This is a genomic window from Peribacillus sp. 05N428, from assembly GCF_056397085.1.
Genome location: NZ_JBFTMS010000012.1, coordinates 58,975 through 74,387, shown reverse-complemented (window position 1 = coordinate 74,387; position 15,413 = coordinate 58,975). Strand labels below are relative to the sequence as shown.

The 15,413-nt window shown below is 42.6% G+C and carries 15 protein-coding genes and 1 pseudogene; 8 read left to right on the top strand and 8 right to left on the bottom strand.

Annotated elements, in window-relative coordinates; genetic code table 11:
• The first annotated feature begins 113 nt into the window (after window positions 1-113).
• Window positions 114-1,493 carry an amino acid permease gene (locus AC1DIV_RS13610; protein ID WP_340875095.1) on the top strand — a complete coding sequence of 460 codons (1,380 nt, stop codon included), beginning with the start codon at window positions 114-116 and terminating at the stop codon, window positions 1,491-1,493.
• A gap of 93 nt (window positions 1,494-1,586) precedes the next feature.
• Here AC1DIV_RS13610 and hisC read toward each other — a convergent pair whose 3' ends face one another.
• Complete coding sequence (gene hisC, locus AC1DIV_RS13605) at window positions 1,587-2,699, bottom strand: histidinol-phosphate transaminase (protein WP_251538512.1); 1,113 nt, start codon at window positions 2,697-2,699, stop codon at window positions 1,587-1,589.
• A 173-nt stretch (window positions 2,700-2,872) separates the two neighbouring features.
• On the opposite strand from hisC, the gene AC1DIV_RS13600 reads away from it, so the two are divergent.
• The gene (locus AC1DIV_RS13600; protein WP_048687446.1) at window positions 2,873-3,340 is read left to right on the top strand and encodes an Lrp/AsnC family transcriptional regulator; all 468 of its coding nucleotides are present in this window, start codon (window positions 2,873-2,875) and stop codon (window positions 3,338-3,340) included.
• Window positions 3,341-3,455: 115 nt separating this feature from the next.
• On the opposite strand, the gene AC1DIV_RS13595 is transcribed toward AC1DIV_RS13600, so the two are convergent.
• The gene (locus AC1DIV_RS13595; RefSeq protein ID WP_340875100.1) at window positions 3,456-3,854 is read right to left on the bottom strand and encodes a carboxymuconolactone decarboxylase family protein; all 399 of its coding nucleotides are present in this window, start codon (window positions 3,852-3,854) and stop codon (window positions 3,456-3,458) included.
• A gap of 118 nt (window positions 3,855-3,972) precedes the next feature.
• Between AC1DIV_RS13595 and AC1DIV_RS13590 the strand changes: the two genes are divergently transcribed.
• The 3 genes and pseudogenes from AC1DIV_RS13590 to AC1DIV_RS13580 all read left to right on the top strand — a co-directional run.
• Window positions 3,973-4,401, top strand: coding sequence for an Lrp/AsnC family transcriptional regulator (locus tag AC1DIV_RS13590; RefSeq protein ID WP_340875103.1), 429 nt, complete (start codon window positions 3,973-3,975; stop codon window positions 4,399-4,401).
• Between the two features lie 222 nt (window positions 4,402-4,623).
• Window positions 4,624-5,556: a catalase family peroxidase gene (locus AC1DIV_RS13585; RefSeq protein WP_340875105.1), complete on the top strand. Its 933-nt coding sequence runs from the start codon at window positions 4,624-4,626 to the stop codon at window positions 5,554-5,556.
• A gap of 308 nt (window positions 5,557-5,864) precedes the next feature.
• A pseudogene (locus tag AC1DIV_RS13580) lies at window positions 5,865-6,181 on the top strand (transposase); the annotation flags it as partial.
• A 33-nt stretch (window positions 6,182-6,214) separates the two neighbouring features.
• Here the strand turns inward: AC1DIV_RS13580 and AC1DIV_RS13575 are convergent.
• Complete coding sequence (locus AC1DIV_RS13575) at window positions 6,215-7,885, bottom strand: ABC1 kinase family protein (protein WP_289349236.1); 1,671 nt, start codon at window positions 7,883-7,885, stop codon at window positions 6,215-6,217.
• 14 nt (window positions 7,886-7,899) lie between these two features.
• Entirely contained in the window at window positions 7,900-8,202 is a 303-nt protein-coding gene (locus AC1DIV_RS13570; protein WP_251538531.1) for a phasin family protein, read from the bottom strand.
• A gap of 244 nt (window positions 8,203-8,446) precedes the next feature.
• Here AC1DIV_RS13570 and AC1DIV_RS13565 point away from each other — a divergent pair, with 244 nt between their 5' ends.
• The gene (locus AC1DIV_RS13565) at window positions 8,447-9,196 is read left to right on the top strand and encodes a glucose 1-dehydrogenase (RefSeq protein WP_323597973.1); all 750 of its coding nucleotides are present in this window, start codon (window positions 8,447-8,449) and stop codon (window positions 9,194-9,196) included.
• Window position 9,197: 1 nt separating this feature from the next.
• On the opposite strand, the gene AC1DIV_RS13560 is transcribed toward AC1DIV_RS13565, so the two are convergent.
• Both AC1DIV_RS13560 and AC1DIV_RS13555 read right to left on the bottom strand, forming a co-directional pair.
• The gene (locus AC1DIV_RS13560; RefSeq protein ID WP_237752157.1) at window positions 9,198-9,404 is read right to left on the bottom strand and encodes a hypothetical protein; all 207 of its coding nucleotides are present in this window, start codon (window positions 9,402-9,404) and stop codon (window positions 9,198-9,200) included.
• Window positions 9,405-9,492: 88 nt separating this feature from the next.
• Window positions 9,493-10,284 carry a TIGR00266 family protein gene (locus AC1DIV_RS13555; RefSeq protein ID WP_048687434.1) on the bottom strand — a complete coding sequence of 264 codons (792 nt, stop codon included), beginning with the start codon at window positions 10,282-10,284 and terminating at the stop codon, window positions 9,493-9,495.
• Between the two features lie 191 nt (window positions 10,285-10,475).
• Between AC1DIV_RS13555 and glpK the strand changes: the two genes are divergently transcribed.
• Window positions 10,476-11,966, top strand: a complete 1,491-nt coding sequence (glpK, locus tag AC1DIV_RS13550) for a glycerol kinase GlpK (RefSeq protein ID WP_340875112.1) — start codon at window positions 10,476-10,478, stop codon at window positions 11,964-11,966.
• Window positions 11,967-12,034: 68 nt separating this feature from the next.
• Entirely contained in the window at window positions 12,035-12,502 is a 468-nt protein-coding gene (locus AC1DIV_RS13545) for a CBS domain-containing protein (RefSeq protein WP_214769613.1), read from the top strand.
• A 53-nt stretch (window positions 12,503-12,555) separates the two neighbouring features.
• On the opposite strand, the gene AC1DIV_RS13540 is transcribed toward AC1DIV_RS13545, so the two are convergent.
• Both AC1DIV_RS13540 and AC1DIV_RS13535 read right to left on the bottom strand, forming a co-directional pair.
• Window positions 12,556-14,670, bottom strand: coding sequence for a peptidoglycan D,D-transpeptidase FtsI family protein (locus AC1DIV_RS13540; protein WP_340875116.1), 2,115 nt, complete (start codon window positions 14,668-14,670; stop codon window positions 12,556-12,558).
• A gap of 343 nt (window positions 14,671-15,013) precedes the next feature.
• The gene (locus tag AC1DIV_RS13535; protein ID WP_340875117.1) at window positions 15,014-15,367 is read right to left on the bottom strand and encodes a hypothetical protein; all 354 of its coding nucleotides are present in this window, start codon (window positions 15,365-15,367) and stop codon (window positions 15,014-15,016) included.
• Between the last annotated feature and the right edge of the window lie 46 nt (window positions 15,368-15,413).

The window sequence follows — 15,413 nt, the reverse complement described above, 5'->3', positions numbered from 1 at the left end:
CCTTCCACTCCTAAACCATAACGGTTGATGAGATAACATATCTATTCGCCATTCAACGATTGAAATGGGTTTAATTTATACGAGAAAATTATGGAATGAAGGAGGCAAATGTAATGGAGTCAAATGGTGGGTCATTGCAAAAGAAATTATTGCCAAGGCATATTAGCATGATGGCAATGGGAGGGGCAATAGGTACTGGGATTTTTAAAGGAAGTGCCGAAACCATATCGTTAGCAGGGCCAGGAGTCATATTCACTTATATCTTTGCAGGATTATTACTGCTTGTAGTCATGGGTGCTATAGCGGAAATGGCAATTGTCTATCCAAATACGAATATGAAAGGCTTCGTTCAGAAAGCATTCGGTAAGCGCTTTTCCTTCATCGTAGGCTGGATGTATTGTTTTATGTGGCTGTCCGTTTGTGTCATTGAGGTAGTGGTGGCAGGAAGCTTCTTGCAGTATTGGCTCCCGGCAATCCCGTTATGGATATTAAGTTTAGGGTGTACAGCTTTCATCATTGGAATTAACATGATGAATGTCAAAAATTATGGTGAATTCGAATTTTGGTTTGCCGGCATTAAAATTACAATGATCATCTTATTCATCATATTGGGAGCCTGTATTTTATTTGGAGTCATCCCAAGCGGCGGATCTAATTATCTGCAAAACTTCACAGGGCATGGAGGATTTTTCCCAAATGGGTGGATGTCCATCTTTTCGGCATTACTGATCGTCATGTTCTCCTATGGCGGTTCCGAGTTAATAGGGGTGACGGTAACGGAAGCAAAGGATGCAGAGCGCATTTTACCTAAGGTCATTAAAAACTATATTTGGAGAGTCGTATTATTCTTCACCTTACCGATACTTGTAATCTGCGGTTTGATTCCGTGGAATGAAATTGGCGACCAGGCAAGTCCGTTTGTACAAGTTTTGTCCATGTCAGGTTTTCAGGGATCTGCACATATCATGAATTTCATTTTGATTACGGCCGTCTTATCAGCTGCTAACTCTGGAATATATGGGTGTACCCGAATGCTTCATTCTTTAGCTGCAGAAGGGGAAGCTCCCAAGTCGTTCTCTTATGTATCAAAAAATGGCGTTCCCATGTACAGTTTGATATTAAGTGCAGGTGTATTGGTCGTCGGCTCCATGATTACTTTCGTTGCTCAGGACAAGGCATTTACTCTATTAATGGCGTTTCCGGGTTTTGTAGTATCACTTGTATGGATCAGCATCTGTTTAGCGCAGCTTAAACTTCGCAATTCATATCCCAAAGCTCCGAGTTTTAAATTATGGGGATTTCCATATGTAACCTTGTTTACCATAATCACCTTAAGCATCATTTGTGTCACGTTCGTGTTCAGTGAACAGAATCGGATCAGTATCATTGCTTGCCTGATTGTGTTGGCTGCCTTAATCTCGATTTCGATTTTTAAATTTAAAAATGTGGACAAACAGGAAACACCTATAATAGAAAAGAATATCGCTAAATAAAATCCACGTAAAAAAGATACGACATGGGCAAAGGCGTCCATGGCGTATCTTTCATTACTGATCACTGATATTCTGCAACTTCATTTCGATTGGTCATGCTCCAGATGTTTTATTGATTATATGTTGTAAGGATGCTATGAATCTCTCGTTTTCAAGCGGAGTGCCGATGGTCACGCGGATAGTATTTTCATAGCCTAGCAAATGACCTGAACGGATGATGACACCCTGGATTAATAACTTCTCAAAAATGTCCCTGCCAGGCTGGTTCAATTCGACCATCAAGAAGTTGGCATGTGAAGGGAAGAATGTTAAACCCATCTTGCTTAGTTCATTTTCTAAATATCTTCTTCCTTCCTCATTCTTACGAACACAATTCTCAACAAATGGATCGTCGTCGAGGGAAGCGAATGCCGCAGCCTGTGCTAAACGATTGGTATTGAAGGGTTCCTTCACTTTAACTAGCTCTTGTATGATGGAGGCATCCATTAAACCGTATCCAATCCTTAAAGCAGCCAGTCCATAAATCTTTGAAAAAGTGCGTAAGATAACCAGATTTGAATGCATTTTGAGAAGCGGCAAGGTTTCTAAATATTCTGCATCATCGACATATTCATAGTATGCTTCATCAACGATCAGTAAAATATGTTTCGGCACCTTCTCGATAAAAGAGCGTAACTTTTCTTTTTGAACGATCGTTCCTGTCGGATTATTGGGATTACAGACGAATATCATTCTCGTTTTTTCTGTTATGGCTTCATACATACCCTGGAGGTCATGTACACCATTGATAAGAGGAATCTTTACAGGTGTGCCGCCGTCAATCAATACATTCGTTTCATAGCGTGGAAAGGTCACATCAGCCATGATGACTTCATCATTTTGTTGGATATAGGTTCGTGTCAACAAACGTATCACTTCATCAGATCCATTGCCTAAAATGATATGATCTTTATCGATCTTCAATTTTCTTGCCAGCTTTTCAGCTAATGCAGGCGCCATACCTTCAGGATAAAAGGAGGTTTGCTCCATTTCGGCAAGCATGGCTTCTTTTGCTAGAGGTGAGTAACCGAATGGGTTCTCATTGGATGCCAATTTAACGATCGTTTCAAGACCAAGTTCACGTTGCACTTCTTCAATTGGCTTGCCGGAAACATATGGGCGAATGCTTTCGATGTTTTGTCGAACCGGGATTTTAGTAAAGGTCAATGCAGGTTCCTCCCTTTGGTAAATTCTGAATTTTCTTTTTCTATTTGATTATTTTAATGATAGAATATTAACTGTTAAAATTACATACAAAAAAGAATGTATTTTTCACTATCCATACAACATTTTAAAGAAATATATGCTTATATTCCTTCATTATGAAAGGCGGTTGCTTCATGGATGAAATAGATGTCAGTTTACTGGAACTTTTACAAAAAGATGGACGCATTACGATTAGTGAACTATCGAAGAAATTGGCTCTCAGTCGACCTAGCATCTCTGAACGAATGTACCGCCTGCAAGAAAAGGGGATCATTGAGGGGTTCAGCGCAAGGGTTTCCCCTTTGGCAATAGGAAGGGGTGTACTTGTGTTCATTCAGGTGAGTGAACTTAAGGTTCCTGTTACCGATTTTGAGCAATTAGTGAAAAATGATTTAGACATTATCGAGTGCCACCGTGTAACAGGAACAGTTGGATATTTTTTGAAAGCGGCTTTAGCTGATATGGACAGCATGAGATTACTGATAGATCGATTAATACCCTATGGACATCTGAATACATCTGTGGTTTTGACATCCCCGGTACCTTCCCGCTCCATTCTTCCAAGGATCAATGAAATGGAGGATCATGGTGCGAAATCCTAGGCGGTCATTCAACTGATGCTGATTAAGGATTCGGATATCGTTCAAACTGATGAAGGGTAGGATTTAGGTTTTTTACAGAAAGGAACGAGGCGGAGGGCCTGTTCCTTTTTTGGTGTTATTGTAAATCCATCAAAGCCCCGAAATATTGCTGGGCGGTTGTAAAACAAATGAATGCCAATAGTTCAGAAATCTCTTCATCACTGAACACTTCCTTCAATACTTGGAAAAACTTTTCCTCCGTTTTTTCACGTTGCAAGAGAAATACTTCCGCAAAGGCAATTGCATAGCTTTCTTTCATATCTTCCGGCTTTAGCGGAGTCCCTTTTGCCTGACAGTATGAGCAGCCATTACCGTATGCCAGCACTCTTCTGACGTTTTCCTTCAATTTCTCCGAAAGTTTCCCATTTGCAGATATGCAATCTGAGAGGTCCGACCATTTATGCGAAATCTCTTCAGAATGAAATAATCTTTGAAATGGACTGGAGCCCTTTGATGATTTTTTTATTCTTGTCATGAACATCTCTCCTTTGAGATAATCCTAATATAAAAATCCAGAAATTTTAATTCCGTTTGTAAAGTAATGCGGTTTAATAATGAATGAATGTAAAGAGAAGAAGGAGAATAATTTAAAAATGAAAATAGATGAGAAAGACCAGAGCATCCTTGCCGAATTAACGTTGAATAGCCGAATCTCCATGAGGGAATTGGCAAAGAAAGTAAACCTCTCGGCCCCCACCGTTGCCGAACGGGTACGGCAAATGGAGTCGTTCGGAATCATTAAAGGGTATGTTGCCGAGATTGATCATAAAATGATAGGTTTTCCAATTGAGTGTATCGTGGAAGCTACGATAAAAAATGGGGAATATGAGAAATTCAAAAAGTATATCTCCAAGGTGCCGAATGTTGACTTTTGTTATCGAATTGCCGGGCAGGCTTGCTTTATGCTGAAAATCCACACTCAGAGCCTTGAAGAAGTGGAGGAATTCATCAATCGGACCATTCCTTTTGCGGCAACCGTTACCCATGTGATCCTTTCACAGGTGGAGCCGGAACAGGAATGAGTATTTTTATGGAAGAAAAAGAGATCTGTATATGCTGATCATTTTGAACGGTTCTAGAATTAATGGATAAAATCACGTGTCCATAAAGATATGACATATGTTTGCAGCGCCAGGTGTTTTTTTTGCAATCAATGCTTTCGGTGATTCAAGAAAGAATAAGCTAATGGGATAAGGGGTACATGTAATAATGGATTATAATCTGAAAAGGTGGGGTGAGGTATCATGGAAGGAACCGACGACTACAAACCTGGACTGGCCAGGGAAGCAGTAAATTTGATTGAAAATGTAGCAGGAACACATCCTGGTTATCGGCGTGTGCATGCAAGGGGATATGTTTATGAGGGGGTTTTTACCCCAAACGGAAAAGCGTCCCCCTTAACGGTGGCTTCGCATCTACAGGATGAAGCCGTGCCGGTGATCATTCGGTTTTCAAATAGCTCACCGATTCCAAGCCATCCTGATGCCATTTCCCCTGTAAAGGGCATGGCAGTCAAGTTTCATTTGCCGAATGGAAAGGTGTCAGATCTTATTACTGTGACCATTCCGTTATTCTTTGCGAAAACACCGCAAGCGTTTGTTGATATTGCTGGCTTTTTCCAATCTGCAAAGGAAGGTTTCCCCAATCTGAAAGAGCTTGCAAAAATCCTGTGGAAATACCCTGAAAGCAAGGCAAGCTTGCAAATGCTTAAAGAAATGCGTTCTCCAGCCAGTTTTTCAACGTGCCAATATTACTCCATTCACGCATTCTATTTCATTAACAAGGAAGGAAGGCGGCAGGCAATCAAGTACGAGTGGGTGCCAGATGCGGGCCTTAGTATGTTAGAAAAAAGGGAGGTGGCCGAGCATTCGCCGGAGTATCTGGAAGAAGAAATGGAAAAAAGGCTTAAAGAAGGACCGGTGGGCTTTAAATTGAACATCCAAATAGGAGGGGAAAATGACCCGACTGACGATCCGACTACAGCTTGGTCGGAAGATAAACAGGTAATCACGATAGGGCATTTAATGATCTCTAAAAAATTGGAAGTGTGTAAAGATACTTTATTGTTTGATCCAACCAATATTCCTGAAGGAATCGAATGCTCGGAAGACCAGATCTTGCATTTTCGCCATGGTGCGTATGCCGTTTCATATGAACGTCGGATAAAAAACCAATGAATCAAATCAAGAAAAGGGAACCCCCTTACCAAAGGGGTTCCCTTGAATGTAGACAAACTCGATGAAAATCGAGTTTGTCTATTTTTATGGCTTGTACAATTTGGACGTTGATTGGAACGTAGGGCACTCGCTTTCCGCGGGCGGTCGGTGAGCCTCCTCGCTTTCGCCTGCGGGGTCTCCCCTGGACGCGCTTTTCCCGCAGGAGTCTCGTACCTTCCGTTCCAATCAACTTTGTTTTACCTTTTTGATAGAACATTTTTGCCTAGAGTCATATTTGTATAGAAGTATTAAAACCTGAGGTGATGAGGATGCTTTCTAAACATGATTCTATTCAGCGGAATCGACTTGAAATAATTACTTTAGATCAACTGGTGCCAGCGCAACTTAGTTCTTAAAATGGAGCCTGCCATTGACTTCTCTTTCATTTATGATTTGGAGGCATGTATTCAGAGGTAGAAGGCCCAAGTATTGATCCAGTTATATAAGTTAAACTGACTTTCATTCAATATAGCTTCGGAATTCGTTCAATGCGTAAAACAATTGAAGAAGTTGAAACAAATATGGCTTACCGCTGGTTTTTAGGCTATGGTTTCCATGATAAAGTGCCTCCTACTCCACGTTCGGGATGAGACCAATCTGAATTCCATTTTAAGAAGTTTTACATTTTTCCGGATCTGAAAATAGTGTAGAGCATGAGTAAGAACATCAGGGTTGCAACGACAAAACCAATTTCGATAACCGGTATCTTCCAAAGGATCAAGGTTTCCCCGCCTATTGCAGAGCCGATAATGAGACCGACCATGATTATGCTGAATGCAAGCAGGATGATACTGAACGACAGCCGGTTCGAGATTTGATCAAGCTTATGTAAAAAAACTTGAAGTTCGGGAATGTTGATATCGAGCCGCAATTTCCCTTTTTTAATGATGCCTGTCACTTCCCTGATATCCTTGGGCAATTCGGCAATGGCTTCAGCAGACTCGATGAATTGATTCCAGGCGTTCTTCGCAATGTTTTTTGGGTTGTAGCGTTCTTTAAAAAGTCTTTCCCCAAAAGGTTCAGCTGCCTTCATGATGCTGAAATTAGGATCTAATCCTTCGACGATGGCCTCCATGGTAAGCAGAGCCTTGCCGAGCATCGTGAATTCGGGTGGGATTTGGACTTGGTGCCGATTGGCAACCGTGAACAGGTCATTGACTGCTCCGCCTAAGCTGATTTGGCTCAATGGGATATCATAATATTTATTTCGCAGTTCATCAATATCCCCCCTTAATGGGGCCATATCGATTTCATCCGTCAAGAGACCCATATCTGAAAGCGTCTTGATCAATCCATTGGTGCTTCCGCGTTTCAGATTGATGACAAGTGAGGCGAACTGATATTTCGTTTCTTCCTCCAGACGTCCCACCATTCCGAAATCCATGAGTGCGACGACATTCCCTGGCAATATGATGATATTGCCAGGGTGGGGATCACCGTGGTAAAAGCCATCGATCAATATTTGATGAAGCATGGAGTTCGCTAATCTTTCCGCGATTTGCCGGCGATCATAACCTTCCTCATCAAGCTGTTTATAATGATTGATCTTAATTCCCTGAATGAAATCCATTGTCAGGACCCTTTTTGTGGAAAACTCCCAATGGATCCTTGGTACCTTAAACCCTTGATCATCGATGAATTGCTTGGCTATTCTTTCCCCGTTTCGACCCTCGGAGTTATAATCAAGTTCTGCGCGGAGTGATTTAGCGAATTCATCAATCATTTTTCTGATTTGGTAGCGTCTTGCCCAAGATATGCGTGCTTCCATAAGTCTTGCCAAATCATCGAGAATTTCCAAATCCGTTTCCACAGTCGGCAGAATATCTGGCCGCTGCACTTTGATTGCGACGACTTCCATTGATGGAAGCCGAGCCGTATGGACCTGTCCAATCGAAGCGGTCGCCAGTGGGGTTTCATTAAATTCAAGGAAAATGTTTTCCAAAGAATCACCCAATTCGGCTTCGACAATTTTACGGACCCTATCAAATGGAAAGGGGGTGACCTGGTCCTGTAGCTTTTCAAGCTCGCGGACGATTTCGTCAGGAACGAAATCACGCCTCGTACTTGCAATCTGACCAAGTTTAATGAATGTAGGTCCCAAGCTTTGTAATATCGTATGCAGCCGCTCTCCGATTGAGCGGAGGTTCAGGTTTTCATCGGGTTGGAGTTTCGATCCCGCTTTACTCTCGGATAATCCCAGGCGATAGATGAAGTAACCAAACCCATTTTTCAAGAAGGCATTAATGATTTCTTGGTAACGATGTGCGTGTTTCAGTCGCTTGCGAAACATTCAAGTACCTCCTGTCACGGTTGTAAGTTTTGGTTCTGTTTCTCCAAAATTACGATACGGCGCTCCAATTCCTCGACTTCTTCTTTAGTTGCCAAGTTTAGGCCATTGAGGGCTTGATTGACTTTGGCCTTGACGGAATCATCCAGCTGCTTTTGGGCTTGCTCCCCTTTTTCGACCCATTGCTTAATAAGGACCTTGGAGTCTTCTTTGCTGATATCGCCTTTTTTGACAAGAGAGTCCACCGTTTTTTCAATTTGCTCTTTTGTAGCAGCGGCAGCACCTAATCCTAAAGAAAACACATTTTTTAATAAGTCCATTTTTACATTCCTCCAATATAAATTTTTACACTGTAAGAAAGATAATAGCGGATGCCTTTCACTCTGGTTCATTCTTGTTGTTACCCTCTATCATACATCACTTTAGGGAGGCTACAAAAATATAAGGGTCCCTGCGATTATTGATGATAAGGAAAAGGATTTTTAAATAGCTCAAAATTGTTTGAAGTGGAGCGGATTGGATATTATGATAGGGAAAAGTGGCTGTGAAAGTGAGGTTGGAATAATGGATTTCAAAAATAAAACGGTGATTGTAACAGGTGCTTCGAATGGGATAGGGAGAGGCGTGGCAAAGGGATATGCAGAAAGCGGCGCTTCAGTCGTTCTCGCAGATTTGGACGAGCGGGAAGGACTTCTGTGTGTGGAAGAGCTCAAAAGTAACGGTCATGAAGCCATGTTCGTTAAAACGGATGTACGCAAGGAAGCTGACATTCAACAATTGATGGATGTAACTCTAAAAACATATAAGACCATTGATATATTAATCAATAATGCAGGAAAGGCATTATTCAAATCGCTTTATGATCTGACGATAGAGGAATGGGACGATATGATGAATACGAATTTGCGCAGTGTTTTCCTTTGTTCCCGGGCCGCGGCAGAATCGATGCGGAAAAATGAAAGGGGAGGTGCGATCATCAATATAGCATCAACCAGAGCGATGATGTCTGAACCTGATTCGGAATCATATGCAGCAACCAAAGGAGGGATCAAAGCACTGACACATGCACTTGCCGCTTCTTTGGGCAAAGAGAAAATTACGGTCAATTCGATTTCTCCGGGGTGGATTGAAACGGGAGATTATGAATCGCTGAGGGATGAAGATCACCAGCAGCATTTTTCCAATCGGGTTGGCAAACCCGACGATATTGCAAGGGCCTGTCTTTATTTGACGGCAACGGAAAATAATTTCGTTACGGGTGAGGATCTTATCGTCGATGGAGGCATGACAAGAAAAATGATATACGAGGAGTAACTCATTTTTTTCGGCAGAGATATTGCAGTTCAGTCCCGAGCTCACGGTTGAGCAGCTGTTCCATTTCTTCAAGCTCTTTTATGCCGATAGGGGCATCGGCAGCTGTCCAGTGAACGGTATAAACAAAATAGTAATCTCTTATTTTTCGGAAAATAACAGGCGAATTCGGGAATTGATCAAAAATTGCCCTGATATTATAGCGTCTCATGTAGGACCACTTAACAAGCTGCATGTAGCTACCCATCCTTTTTAAAAAAGATCAATGACTGCCAGGATGGCAGCCATTGGTCCGGTTCTTATTTATCGTTGAATAAATTGAATAAGCCTCTAGCTACGCTGCCTTCTTCGGATGATCCTCCATTTTGCGGGGCTGCAGCAAATACACGGCTGGCAAGCCGGCTGAATGGCAAAGATTGCACCCAGACTGTTCCGGGTCCTTTTAATGTTGCAAAGAATAAACCTTCGCCGCCGAACAAAGCGGTTTTCACGCCTTTTACAGTTTCAATATTATAATCTACCCCGCTAGTCATTGCTACTAAACATCCTGTATCGACGCGTAAGATCTCTCCTGCAGCCAATTCTTTTTTATGGATCGTGCCGCCGGCATGAACGAAGGTCATTCCATCTCCTTCAAGTTTTTGCATGATGAACCCTTCACCGCCAAAGAAGCCTGCCCCTATCTTTCTTTGAAACTCGATTCCGACTGAAACGCCTTTCGCTGCCGCTAGGAACGCGTCTTTTTGACATATGATTTTCCCGCCCAGCTCGCTTAAATCCATCGGGATGATTTTACCTGGATATGGCGATGCGAATGAAACGTGTTTTTTATCTCGTCCTTCATTCGTAAAAGCCGTCATGAAAAGACTCTCACCAGTAAGTAGCCGTTTCCCGGCCCCGAATAGCTTACCCATCATTCCGCTGTCACCATTTGAAGACCCATCACCAAAGATGGTTTCCATCTTGATTTGATCTTCCATCATCATTAAGCTTCCAGCCTCGGCAATCACCGTTTCCTGAGGATCCAATTCCACTTCAACAAACTGCATGTCATCTCCATATAATTTAAAATCTATTTCATGGTTATTCATTTTCCATTCCTCCTATCAATCTTATTTTCATTGTAAAAGATAAACTCTTAACCTGCCAATATTTTTCAGTTTTCTGCAGTAGTTTATATATTTTTTGTTTTCACGGGTATATCTAGTAAAATGAAGAAAGAAAAAACAGCATGACACTTAAGCTGAAATGAACCTTTTCTTAAGTGCAGGAGGAGACAGCCGTGGAGACTTACATACTATCATTGGACCAGGGAACGACAAGTTCCCGGGCCATTTTATTTAATAAAAGCGGGGAAGTTTTGCATATTGCCCAAAAGGAATTCACCCAATATTTTCCGAATCCAGGATGGGTGGAGCATAACGCCAATGAAATTTGGGGTTCCATCCTATCGGTAATCGCTTCCTGTCTATCGGAAATGAATGTAAGGCCTGAACAGATCGCTGGAATTGGCATAACGAATCAACGGGAGACGACTGTGGTATGGGATAAGGAAACAGGTCAGCCGATTCATCATGCCATCGTCTGGCAATCCCGGCAGACTAGCGAAATTTGTACGCAATTGAAGGGTGAAGGCCTCGATGACTTATTTTTGCAGAAAACCGGATTATTGATTGATGCATATTTTTCCGGAACGAAGGTGAAATGGATTCTCGACCATGTAGATGGGGCACGGGAAAAGGCTGAAAACGGAGACTTATTGTTTGGTACGATCGATACGTGGCTGATATGGAAACTTTCGGGTGGTAAATCACATGTAACCGATTATTCGAATGCCTCAAGGACGCTGATGTATAACATTCATGACCTGAAGTGGGACGAAGAGCTGCTGGAAATCCTGCAGGTTCCGCGGTCGATGCTTCCGGATGTTCGTTCTTCATCGGAGGTATACGGGAAAACAGCACCACACCATTTCTTTGGGCACGAAATCCCGATTGCCGGAGCAGCGGGAGATCAACAGGCCGCATTGTTCGGCCAAGAATGCTTTGAAAAAGGAATGGCTAAGAATACGTATGGCACCGGATGCTTCATGCTGATGAACACAGGAGAAAAGGCAGTGAAATCAGAGCATGGCCTGTTGACCACGATTGCATGGGGGCTGAATGGAAAAGTCGAATATGCCTTGGAAGGAAGTATTTTTGTCGCAGGTTCGGCCATACAATGGTTAAGGGATGGACTGAAACTCTTGCATGATCCGAAAGACAGTGAAAAGTATGCTTTGCGGGTCACTTCAGCCGATGGTGTCTATGTAGTTCCCGCATTTGTTGGATTAGGTACCCCTTATTGGGATAGTGATGTCAGGGGAGCTGTATTCGGACTGACAAGGGGGACATCGAAGGAGCATTTCGTCCGGGCAACATTGGAAGCATTGGCCTACCAGACAAAAGATGTCCTTAGCGCCATGGAAGTCGATTCAGGCATTAACCTAAAGGCATTGAGGGTCGATGGCGGGGTTGTCAAAAACAACTTCTTGATGGAATTCCAAAGCGGCCTCCTGAATGTACCTGTCGAAAGACCCATTATTAGTGAAACGACAGCGTTAGGAGCGGCGTATTTGGCGGGGCTCGCTGTCGGATATTGGGAAAGTCAGGAAGAGATTTCAAAGCTATGGGCAGTCGATAAGAAATTCGAACCCGAGATGGAAGAACAGGAACGGAAGGATTTATATAATGGCTGGAAAAAGGCAGTTCAGGCGGCAAGGGTTTTTAAATAGAGTAAGTAAGGGTATTAATAGGGGAGAGATGAATATAGAGCGTACAAACTTAAAAAAGGGGTGGTAATATGTTAGTTAAGGATTTCATGATAAGGGAAGTCTTTGTAGCCCGTCCTGATTTTACATTAAAGGAAATTCTGCGGATATTGATCGAAAATAAAGTGGGCGGGGTCCCCGTTGTGGATGAACATGATAAGCTATTGGGAATGGTGACGGACGGGGATATCCTACGTTACTTGACACCTGCAGAGGAAGCCATCATGGGGTATTTCACCTACATTACGGTTCTTCCCGGTGAAGAATTGGATGAAAAGGTTACATCCAAAATGAATGATAAAGTCTCACAAATCATTAAAAATAAAAGGATTACAAAGCTATCTCCCGAAGATCCGCTAGATGAATTGATAAAGGTCCTTTCCAAGCATCATTTCAAGAAAATCCCCGTCGTGGACAAAAATGATAAAGTCGTCGGCATCATCAGCAGGGGAGATGCCCTTAGGGCCCTTTATAAGGAATTCGTTCAAAAGCTGGAATAAATGGGCATCATAAAAAGGCCTGCTCGTAATCGAGCAGGCCTTTTTTGTATTCATCATTGAGTGCTTTCTACTGCTTTATCTGCACCAAATTCACCTTTTGCTCTTTTTTCCTTCAATTTAAAGTAGGCGTCCATTACGTCCCGCCCGATCCTTTTGTTAATATCATCAGAGGGCTTGCCTTGATACACCCATGGCACGACGACAGAGAATGCCACTTCCGGATTATTGTGAGGTGCATAACCTACAAGCGTCAAATTGATAGTCGGGACTGGAGCGCTATATTGATTTCTCCGCGGTCCGTCGTAAAAGGCCTCGGCAGTACCCGTTTTTGCTGCCGCACGGTAAGACTTCCCGCCGAAATATTTATATGCCGTCCCGCCTGGCTCCTGGGCAACCTGCCTGAATCCTTCCTGGACACGCTGCATCCAAACGTCTTTCCCGCCTAAATCGTTTAACACTTTGGGACTCATTGTTTTAAAGACGCTGCCCAATTCATTGTGTTCGTTGGATGGATTCCTGATTTCCCTGACCATATGGGGCTCAAGCCTTTTTCCGCCATTTGCAATCGTCGAAACATACTGTGCCAATTGCATAGGGGTATATGTATCATACTGCCCGATCGATAAATCCAGCAGCAATCCGTCTGTTGACATATCGACTCCTTTAAACCCTACGGATTCATTTGGCAGGTCGATGCCGGTACGGACACCCAAGCCAAATTGGGCATAATGATTCCGCATGATGGAATAAGCTTCCCGGTTGATTCCTAACGGCCGGTTAGGGATATAATGACCGCCGGCAATTTTGATTGCCGTCATGAACATATAGACATTCGATGATTTCTTTAACGCGGAGACATCGGTTACATAACCCAAATCACTATAAGATCCTTTCTTAGGAGCCCCTGCTAAAAGGAGTTTCCTGTCAAAAAAAGCTGACCCTGGTGCGATGGCTCCTGTCTGAAAGCCTGTGTAGACAGTGGCTCCTTTAACAGATGATCCCATCGTATAGGAGGTCGTAATGTTTCCAAGGGCAAAATCGTTCATTTCGGTCAAGCCTGTTTTACTGTTACGGCCGTATTGCCTGCCGGCCATCGTAAGCACCTCGCCTGTATTCGGGTCCATTAAAACGACGAAGGCACGATCCAATAAGTAGGTATTTCCCTTAGCCTTGGTTTTGCGCAATTCGTTCTCGATGATTTTTTCAACCTGCTGCTGCAGCTCCATATCAATTGTAAGGACCAAGTCTTTTCCGCTTTGCCCTTCAGTGAGGGTATTCGTTTTGATGACTTCCCCTTTGCTCAGCACATTTTCAATCCGCGTCTTTTGACCGCGCAGGACATCTTCATATTGTTTTTCAATATAACTTTTTCCGACCCGGTCATTCCTGGTATAGTCGCGTGCCAGATAATAGTCAATATTTTCATTGGGAATGCCTTCTTCGGAAGAAGAGACCTTGCCAAGAACCGAGCGGAGGGTCTCATCATACTTATAGGTCCTTTCCCAATCCGTCGTTACATCCACGCCTGGCATTTCAGCCAAATGTTCACTGACCCTGGCGAATTCCTTAGTGGAGACATCTTTATTCTTTACGATCGAAGGTGCGAGGGCATAGCCGCTATTGAATTCCCGGAAGATGGCGATCACTTCCAATTCATCCTTGGTGAATTCCTTGATATCCTCATCGGTTACCCGTTCCATTTGAAGTTTGTATAAATCTTTTTGCTCCAGTTTCTTTTCGATTACCTTCTTCTTCTCGGCCTTGGTGATCAAGGCTTCGGCTTCTTTCGGATGCTTTAAAATCCAAAAATCCTTTTTATCCGGAAGGGTTACCTTTTTGGTATCTTTTTCTATCAAGGTGGCAAGGACCTCTGCCGTCTTCACCATATCGGCCGTTTTCGTATTCGGGTATTTCGTATAGGTGATGGCATTACGCGGCTCATTATCAACGACCGGATTCAAGTTCCGGTCATACATCTTGCCCCGGGGAACAGGGGTATTGGCCACATCGTTTTCCGTTCGGTCGACTTCGCGAAGGTAATCATCCCCATACACGATTTGGACGATGCCAAGCCGGATTATTAAGCTTGAAAATAAAATGAATATTAAAAAGAACATGAAGTTCAGTCGGAAAGGAATTGGGGTTTTTTTCTTTTTTTCTTTGGCCATCATTAACATTCCTTTCTAGTAAAAGTAAAAAATAAGAAAATTCCTATCTCCAATGATATATAAAATTAACTTATTTTTCTATGCTTTATCCGTAAATTTATCTATATTTCCAAAACAATGTTTTGGAGTTATATAATTCCTAGTAATCTTATAATTGGGAAAATTGATATAATAGATAAATAGAGGAAGAAGCGGTACAGCGGCAATCATTAGTAGGGATGCGTGGTTGGGGTGCTCATATAAAAAAGGGGAGCATAAATCAAGGTACTTGGAAAGAAGTCTTGTATATGAACGATTAATGACTATAACCCTAATTCACTACAGCGACTTAAGTACCATGATTTTATTTTGCTTCATATTTCCTAACGGGAGTTTGAGTCGTGACACTGATAATCCCTTTGAAATATCCGCATAGCTCATACCATTTTTCAGGGTAAATATAGTTGAAGCGTTCAATGGTTTCCAGGGAGTGAAGCACAAGGCAATCGATTTGCCCCGTTTTTTTACTTTGTAAATTGGATAGAAGCTCATGCGGGATGGTGTAATAAGGGTGGATTTGATACGGATTGAGTATGACCGGGGAAATATTATTCTCTTCCATATACTTGTCCGTCACGATCTTTTGGATTGCCAAGCTTTCATCCGTATGTAAATCCCCAATTTTGTAATTTGGATTCAATAGTACAATGCCTCTCATTTGATTCACCCATTCTTTTTGCTAACCATTCTTGCCAAATGGCGGA

Bases quoted from the DNA above. Each gene is read 5' to 3' on its own strand.
- AC1DIV_RS13610 (WP_340875095.1), top strand. From the start codon at position 114: ATGGAGTCAAATGGTGGGTCATTGCAAAAGAAATTATTGCCAAGGCAT.
- AC1DIV_RS13600 (WP_048687446.1), top strand. From the start codon at position 2,873: ATGGATGAAATAGATGTCAGTTTACTGGAACTTTTACAAAAAGATGGA.
- AC1DIV_RS13595 (WP_340875100.1), bottom strand. From the start codon at position 3,854: ATGACAAGAATAAAAAAATCATCAAAGGGCTCCAGTCCATTTCAAAGA.
- AC1DIV_RS13590 (WP_340875103.1), top strand. From the start codon at position 3,973: ATGAAAATAGATGAGAAAGACCAGAGCATCCTTGCCGAATTAACGTTG.
- AC1DIV_RS13585 (WP_340875105.1), top strand. From the start codon at position 4,624: ATGGAAGGAACCGACGACTACAAACCTGGACTGGCCAGGGAAGCAGTA.
- AC1DIV_RS13575 (WP_289349236.1), bottom strand. From the start codon at position 7,885: ATGTTTCGCAAGCGACTGAAACACGCACATCGTTACCAAGAAATCATT.
- AC1DIV_RS13570 (WP_251538531.1), bottom strand. From the start codon at position 8,202: ATGGACTTATTAAAAAATGTGTTTTCTTTAGGATTAGGTGCTGCCGCT.
- AC1DIV_RS13565 (WP_323597973.1), top strand. From the start codon at position 8,447: ATGGATTTCAAAAATAAAACGGTGATTGTAACAGGTGCTTCGAATGGG.
- AC1DIV_RS13560 (WP_237752157.1), bottom strand. From the start codon at position 9,404: ATGAGACGCTATAATATCAGGGCAATTTTTGATCAATTCCCGAATTCG.
- AC1DIV_RS13555 (WP_048687434.1), bottom strand. From the start codon at position 10,284: ATGAATAACCATGAAATAGATTTTAAATTATATGGAGATGACATGCAG.
- AC1DIV_RS13545 (WP_214769613.1), top strand. From the start codon at position 12,035: ATGTTAGTTAAGGATTTCATGATAAGGGAAGTCTTTGTAGCCCGTCCT.
- AC1DIV_RS13540 (WP_340875116.1), bottom strand. From the start codon at position 14,670: ATGGCCAAAGAAAAAAAGAAAAAAACCCCAATTCCTTTCCGACTGAAC.
- AC1DIV_RS13535 (WP_340875117.1), bottom strand. From the start codon at position 15,367: ATGAGAGGCATTGTACTATTGAATCCAAATTACAAAATTGGGGATTTA.